This is a genomic window from Microbacterium sp. BF1, assembly GCF_019279095.1.
Classification (GTDB): Bacteria; Actinomycetota; Actinomycetes; order Actinomycetales; family Microbacteriaceae; genus Microbacterium; species Microbacterium maritypicum.
This window is the reverse complement of record NZ_JAGYWT010000119.1, coordinates 1-6,163: the sequence shown is the minus strand read 5'-3', so window position 1 is coordinate 6,163 and position 6,163 is coordinate 1. Positions and strand designations below refer to the sequence as shown.

The following is a 6,163-nucleotide window of genomic DNA, read 5'->3' as shown; positions in this document are numbered from 1 at the left end:
CCGAGTCATGCCGATGGCACGTGACCTCCGTCGCATGGGCGCTGCGGCGCTCGACCTCGCCTTCGTCGCGGCCGGACGACTCGACGGGTACTTCGAGCGAGGACTCCGCCCCTGGGACTTCGCCGCCGGCGCCCTCCTGGTCGAGGAGGCGGGTGGCGTCGTTTCGCGAATCGACGTCGACTCCCTGCGTCCGATGCTAATCGCGGGTGGACCCGATGTGCACGCCCGGCTCCTCGCGATCCTCGACGAGAAACCGTGAACGATTCATGGCATTCCCAGCCTGGTCAGGGTAGGGTTTACGGGATCGTTACTTTCGCCACCCGAAGGTGAAAGTCAAAGTTTGCGCCCCCCGAGCTTGACGCACGACCGAGAGAAACGCTTTGCCCTTCGAGAATTCCCAGGCTGCCTCTGCGCCCACGCGCCGGTCCAGCCGACTCCGCACTGCGGCCTCTGAGGCCCCCGCGGCGGGACCGACGGCACCCATTTCTGCCGCGGAGTCCACCGCTATCGCCCTCGCTGCCGTCGCTCCTCTTTCCCGACGCGCCGCCCGCCAGCGCCAGGCGCCCGACGACGTCGCAGCCGAAGCGCTGATCGAGCCCTTCACGGCGGCGAGCCCCGAGCCGATCATCGCCGATGTTCCCGCCGTGCCCGTCGCGGCAGAGAACCTCGACGAGGGCATCGAACTCGTCGACGCCGAAGTCGAAGAGGCTCCCGAGTCGATCGAACCCTCAGCCTCTCCCGAAGAAGCCCCGTATCCCGTTTCCGGGAATGACGACGAGGTCGATGCTTTCGAGCGCGCATCCCGCGCCTTCCGTGTCACCGGTTCGGTGCCGACGGTTTCCGCCGCCGCCGACCCGTCGCAGCCGGAGCAGGGGTCGAGTGACGAGCCTGTCGCTTCCGCGCACGTGGCGCCTCGTCGTCCTCGCAGCATCCGCAAGGCCGTCACCTTCGGCGCGACCGTCGGTGTGATGAGCCTCGCCGGTCTCCTCGCGGTGTCCATGACGCTCCCCGCTGAAGCCGTTGCCGGCGTTCAGGGAGCCTCGGCGGCATCGATGTCGTTGGTCTCCTCCTCCGCGGCCGCTGCGAAGGACGCCGCCGACGACGAGATCCAGGCTTTCGTCGCCCCGTCCGGTGTGGAGAGCGAATCGCTCACTCGCGCCGATGACTTCAGCACGGTCTCGCTCGCCGAGGTCGCGGCGGAACAGGGCATCAACTACTCGGGTGAGATCTTCACGAACGATCCGGACGCCGCCATCCAGTGGCCGTTCCTCGTCGGCGTGGGCATGAGCTACGGGTACGGCATGCGCAGCGGCCGCCTCCACGAAGGCATCGACTTCGTGCCCGGCGACGGGGCCCCCATCCAGGCCATCGCCGACGGCACGGTGCGCATCGCGACCGAGCAGGGCGGCGCCTTCGGTGTCACCGTCTACATCGACCACGTCATCGACGGCCAGGTCATCACGAGCCACTACTCGCACATGCAGTACGGCTCCCTCAACGTCAAGGCCGGCGACACGGTGAAGGTCGGCACCATCGTCGGCAAGACCGGCAACACGGGCCGTTCCTACGGCGCGCACCTGCACTTCGAGCTCATCGTCAACGGATCGACCATCGACCCGATGCCGTGGCTCAAGGAGAATGCCGGTCGAACGTCGTACTGACCGGCTCGATTTCATGAGGACGCCACAGTGATGGTATTCTCGTACGGTTGCCCCGCGAGGGGCAGCACGCCCCGATAGCTCAGTGGCAGAGCACTTCCATGGTAAGGAAGGGGTCGTCAGTTCAATCCTGACTCGGGGCTCGCAAGCATTCTTCTCACGCGGACGGATGCCTCGCGGCAGGGTAGCTCAGCTGGTTAGAGCGCACGACTCATAATCGTGAGGTCGCGGGTTCAAGCCCCGCTCCTGCTACAGATGAAAACCCCGGTTCGCCGGGGTTTTTCTGCTTTCCGGCGGTACTTTCCCGGCGACCTGCGACCTATTCCGCGGGCGAGTGCGAGGGCTGTGCCCTGGGCGCTCTCGCAACGGGAGGCCACACGACGAGCAGAAAAGCGGCGATCGGGCCGAACAGGAGCGTCAGAAGGAACCACGCCCACGCGGACCTGTTGCGCGTCCGGGCGAATCCTCCGGCCAGGATGGCGACGGTCAGCCACATGGACGACACGACGGTCCCGAGGTACTCGACAGTCATGCCCTAGAGGCTACGACGGGCTCCCCATACCCCCCGCAGGTGCCGGGGCGTGTCGGTGGTGTCGCGCGCCCGCCCGCGGCAGACCGGCCGGGGGCCTATCGTGGCAGGGGAATCGATTGAGAACGAACAAGGAGCGGCATGCGCATCGCACTGCACTCGGTGATCGCAGAAGGTGCGATCGACGACTACCGGACCCACCACGCCCGCGTCCCCGATGGGCTGCGGGACCTGTTCGGGGTCGCCGGGATCGAGGATTGGACCATCTGGCGCTCCGGTCGCAACCTGTTCCACATCGTCGAGTGCGAGGACTTCGACGCGGCGATGCGGGTGGTCAACGCCTCGCCGGCGAACGATGCGTGGCAGGCCGACATCGGCCGTTTCGTCGAGGGGTTCCACGGGCCCGACGGGGAGGACGGGTTCACTCCGATCGAGCAGGTGTGGGCGCTGTCGACGCAGCGGAGTTCCGAAGGCTGAGATCTGCGCCATCCAAGGGTATCTCTTGGATACTAGGAGCGCTTGCGGGTAACTAGAGGGCTTCGGATAGCGTGGCGCGTATGGCAACCACGAACCTTCCGGAATCCTCTTCCACCCCGCTGTCCCTCCCTGAGCGGATGCCCGCGATCGGCGCCCGCGGCAGGCGTCCCGTGTCGGCCCCCGACGCTCTCAGCGACATCTTCCTTCCCGTGCCGAGACCTGCCGGCCGGGATGTGCTCGTCGAGGTGCAGGGCGTCTCGGTGAACCCCGTCGACGTGAAGGTGCGTGCGGGAGCCGCCACCACCGGGGCGCCCCGGGTCCTCGGGTACGACGCGGCGGGAGTCGTGGTGGCCGTCGGCGACGAGGCCACGCGCTTCGCGGTGGGGGACCGCGTGTACTACGCGGGTCAGATCGACCGCCCCGGCACCAACGCCCGGTTCCATCTCGTGAACGAGAACAACGTCGGGCATGCCCCACGCACGCTCTCGGTCGCCGAGACGGCCGCTCTGCCCCTCACCGTCATCACCGCGTGGGAGAGTCTCTTCGACCGGCTCGCGCTCACCCGTGAGAGCGAGGGCGTGCTCCTCGTGATCGGGGCCGCAGGCGGCGTCGGCTCGCTCATCATCCAGCTCGCGAAGGCGCTCACGCGTCTCGAGGTCATCGCGGTGGCCTCCCGGCCTGAGACCGCGGAGTGGGTGCGGCAGATGGGGGCCGACCACGTCGTGGGTCGTGACTTCGTCTCCGACGTCTCGGCGATCGCTCCCGCCGGCGTCGACTACGTGTTCACGTCGTTCACTCCTGGCAACGTGCGGGCGATCGCCGACGTCATCCGTCCACGCGGGCAGGTGGTCTCCATCGACGAGACCGGTGGCAGCATCGACGCGCTCAAGGCGAAGAGCGTGACCTGGCACTGGGAGCTCATGTTCACCAGGCCCGTCACCGACCCCGCCGACCACTACCAGCATGATCTGCTGGAGACCGTCGCCGCGCTTGTGGACGACGGCACGCTGCGCACGACCGTGACGACCCACCTCACGCCGCTGGATGCGGCGACCATGCGTCAGGCGCACGAGATCGTCGAGGCGTCGCGCACCATCGGCAAGGTCGTCGTCACCGACTGGCCGGAGGGGGATCGATCAGCCTGAGGATCGAGGGGGCCGCGGCCGCTCGGCATCCGTCAGGCGGCGCGGTCCTCGGTGAAGGAGGGGGCGGCGTCGCCCACGCGGCCGCGGATGAAGAAGATCAGCACGGCCGCAGCGGCGATGACGACGATGGGATGCTCCAGACCGTCGGCGGGTGGGGGCGGCCGACTATCCGTCAGTTTGTCGCACGACGGCGGTCAGCGTCCATCCGGAGAATTCGGGGGGGGTGCCCCTATGTCTTTCGTCAAGTCCCAGTTCGGGCGTCGATAGATGGGCTATCCATCGACACGGATGTTGTCTGCCGCAGCGAGGGACCTCAAATGTCTCGTGATACTCGCGCGGAGATCGTCGTGTTGTTCGCTGAGCGCGGTTGACGCATTGCGCCAGTTGGCGTGGTCGTAGAGCCAGACTGGATGCAAGACGCGTTCCGGCGGTTCCCACTCATAGCGGGGCCAGATGTGCGCATGGACGAAGGGATCGGTGTTGCCGAGGACGTCGAGGTTGGTGCGTCGAAACTGCGGGTCCGCTTCACGGCAGGCGCGTTCGACTGCGGTGGCGAGGAGGTCGGCGTCAGCGAGGAACTGGACGCGCTCGTGTCGTGGCATATCGGCCAGCGCTTTCGCCCGGGGGTCTTTTCCGAGAAGGACGCAGTATCCGGGGAGGAACTGGACGTCGCCGATCACGGCGTAGCCGCTTTGGAGTTCAGCGAGGACCGTGGGGTTCTCTCCTCGTGCTGCTGAGCCGATCCGATCTTCGCGCCAGTCCATGTCTTCGACGATATCGAACGGTCGAGTGCAAGCAGGTTAAGCTGCGATGGCGTGCTCTGGTGTCCTCGCTTGGTAGAGGGTGCCGTCGCGGAGCATGGCGTAGAGAACGTCGCAGCGTCGTCGGGCGAGAGCGATAAGGGCTTGGTTGTGGCGTTTGCCCTGAGCGATTTTGCGGTCGTAGTAGGCGCGCGAGACCGGATCGCGGAGGGCGGCGAAGGCGGAGAGAAACAGTGCCCGCTTCAGGATCTTGTTTCCGCGTCTGGAGGGGTGCTCGCCGCGAATCGATGAACCAGATCGTCGCGTGACCGGTGCGAGGCCGGCATAGGCGGCGAGATGGCCGGCGGTAGCGAAGTCTTTGCCAGAGATCTCGGTGAGGAGTCGGGCTGCGGTCCTGGCGCCGACTCCGGGCATGCTCGTCAGGACGGGTTGAAGAGGGTGCGCCTCCACGAGACGTTCGACCTCAACAGCGATCTCGGCCCGCTGCCGTCGCAGACCTGCCAGCTGTTCCGCGAGGCGCGGCAGCACGAGCGAGGCCGCGTTGGTGCCGACAACGACGACTGTCTGCTCGCTCAAAGCCGCGGTGATTTGCTCCGCGAGATGGCGTCCCATGCGGGGTGCGAGCTTGACCAGACGGTTGCCGAGCCGGGTCGTTCCCGCGGCCTTCATCGCAGCCGGGGACGGGTAGCGCTGCAGCAGGTCCAGCACGGCCGGATGATCCAGGTGCGGGCCGAGCATCCGTTCCAGAGCGGGGTGGATCTGGGTGAGGAGCCCGCGGATTCGGTTGCTCGTCGCGGTGGCCTGCCCCACGAGGTCATCATCGAAACCGCAGAGCATCGACAGCTCGGCAACCTGCTCGTCGGCGAGTTGGATCGACCGCAGCGCGTGAGGGAGGGTCCGGGCGGCTTGCGCGATGATCGCCGCATCCCGAGCATCAGTCTTTGCCTCACCGGCGTGCAGGTCTGCGATGCGACGCATTGCGAGCCCGGGGAGATACCCCACGAGCACGTCCTCCGCCTGGGCAACAGCAATCGGGAGGGCACCGATCGTTGCGGGCTGATCCACGACGAAGAGCACCTGACCGTGTCGTTTCAGGCTGCCAATGACCGCGCGGAGTCGCGCTTCGTCATTCGGGAGTGCCTTGTCATAGAGCACCGCTCCGGTCCGGTCCAGGGCAACAGCGTGGTGTTCGCCCTTGCCAACATCGACGCCGATGAAGACATCGACTTGTTCGTATCGTTCGATTGCCACCTGCTTCTCCGTCCATGAGATGCGGCCTGAACCAGGGCGGTGAGCCTCGGCATCCACGTTACGAACGGCCTCGGCGAAGTACCGGGTCCAGCCCCTATCAGCGATCACTCACTGCCGAACCGCGCCCGGTGACAACACCCCCCGGATCATCAACGACTGGGGGCAACAATCATGCCGGGCCCGGCAGGCCAACACCCTTCAAGAATGACTCCTGAGGTCAAGCCCCGGCGAGTGGTGTAGCGGTCGGTGATCCTTCTGCTGTTGGTTTCGGTTAGGCGCTGAGTTCGAGGACGGGCTGGTCGGTCACCTCATCTCCGGTGTCGGGGACGAGGGTGAGGCGGG

The 6,163-nt window shown here is 66.7% G+C and carries 7 protein-coding genes and 2 tRNA genes; 7 read left to right on the top strand and 2 right to left on the bottom strand.

The window, feature by feature from the left end:
* The 4 genes from KZA10_RS06305 to KZA10_RS06290 all read left to right on the top strand — a co-directional run.
* Positions 1 to 259, top strand: a 259-nt coding sequence (locus tag KZA10_RS06305; protein ID WP_306300795.1) for an inositol monophosphatase family protein, incomplete at its 5' end; no start/stop codon positions are given.
* 121 nt (positions 260 to 380) lie between these two features.
* On the top strand, positions 381 to 1,661 hold the full coding sequence (locus KZA10_RS06300; protein ID WP_055870164.1) for a M23 family metallopeptidase: 1,281 nt from the start codon (positions 381 to 383) through the stop codon (positions 1,659 to 1,661).
* A 68-nt stretch (positions 1,662 to 1,729) separates the two neighbouring features.
* Positions 1,730 to 1,801, top strand: a tRNA-Thr gene (locus tag KZA10_RS06295).
* Between the two features lie 35 nt (positions 1,802 to 1,836).
* Positions 1,837 to 1,910: transfer RNA gene (locus tag KZA10_RS06290), tRNA-Met, on the top strand.
* 67 nt (positions 1,911 to 1,977) lie between these two features.
* On the opposite strand, the gene KZA10_RS06285 is transcribed toward KZA10_RS06290, so the two are convergent.
* On the bottom strand, positions 1,978 to 2,190 hold the full coding sequence (locus KZA10_RS06285) for a hypothetical protein (RefSeq protein WP_055877207.1): 213 nt from the start codon (positions 2,188 to 2,190) through the stop codon (positions 1,978 to 1,980).
* 138 nt (positions 2,191 to 2,328) lie between these two features.
* On the opposite strand from KZA10_RS06285, the gene KZA10_RS06280 reads away from it, so the two are divergent.
* The 3 genes from KZA10_RS06280 (at position 2,329) to KZA10_RS06270 (ending at position 4,546) form a co-directional block, all read left to right on the top strand.
* Positions 2,329 to 2,664 (top strand): L-rhamnose mutarotase, encoded by a 336-nt coding sequence (locus KZA10_RS06280; RefSeq protein ID WP_210697625.1) that lies wholly within the window; start codon positions 2,329 to 2,331, stop codon positions 2,662 to 2,664.
* A gap of 80 nt (positions 2,665 to 2,744) precedes the next feature.
* Positions 2,745 to 3,809 carry a zinc-binding alcohol dehydrogenase family protein gene (locus KZA10_RS06275; protein WP_256934483.1) on the top strand — a complete coding sequence of 355 codons (1,065 nt, stop codon included), beginning with the start codon at positions 2,745 to 2,747 and terminating at the stop codon, positions 3,807 to 3,809.
* Between the two features lie 410 nt (positions 3,810 to 4,219).
* On the top strand, positions 4,220 to 4,546 hold the full coding sequence (locus tag KZA10_RS06270) for a hypothetical protein (protein WP_218682434.1): 327 nt from the start codon (positions 4,220 to 4,222) through the stop codon (positions 4,544 to 4,546).
* A 63-nt stretch (positions 4,547 to 4,609) separates the two neighbouring features.
* On the opposite strand, the gene KZA10_RS06265 is transcribed toward KZA10_RS06270, so the two are convergent.
* The gene (locus KZA10_RS06265) at positions 4,610 to 5,821 is read right to left on the bottom strand and encodes an IS110 family transposase (RefSeq protein ID WP_374196547.1); all 1,212 of its coding nucleotides are present in this window, start codon (positions 5,819 to 5,821) and stop codon (positions 4,610 to 4,612) included.
* Positions 5,822 to 6,163 lie beyond the last annotated feature (342 nt).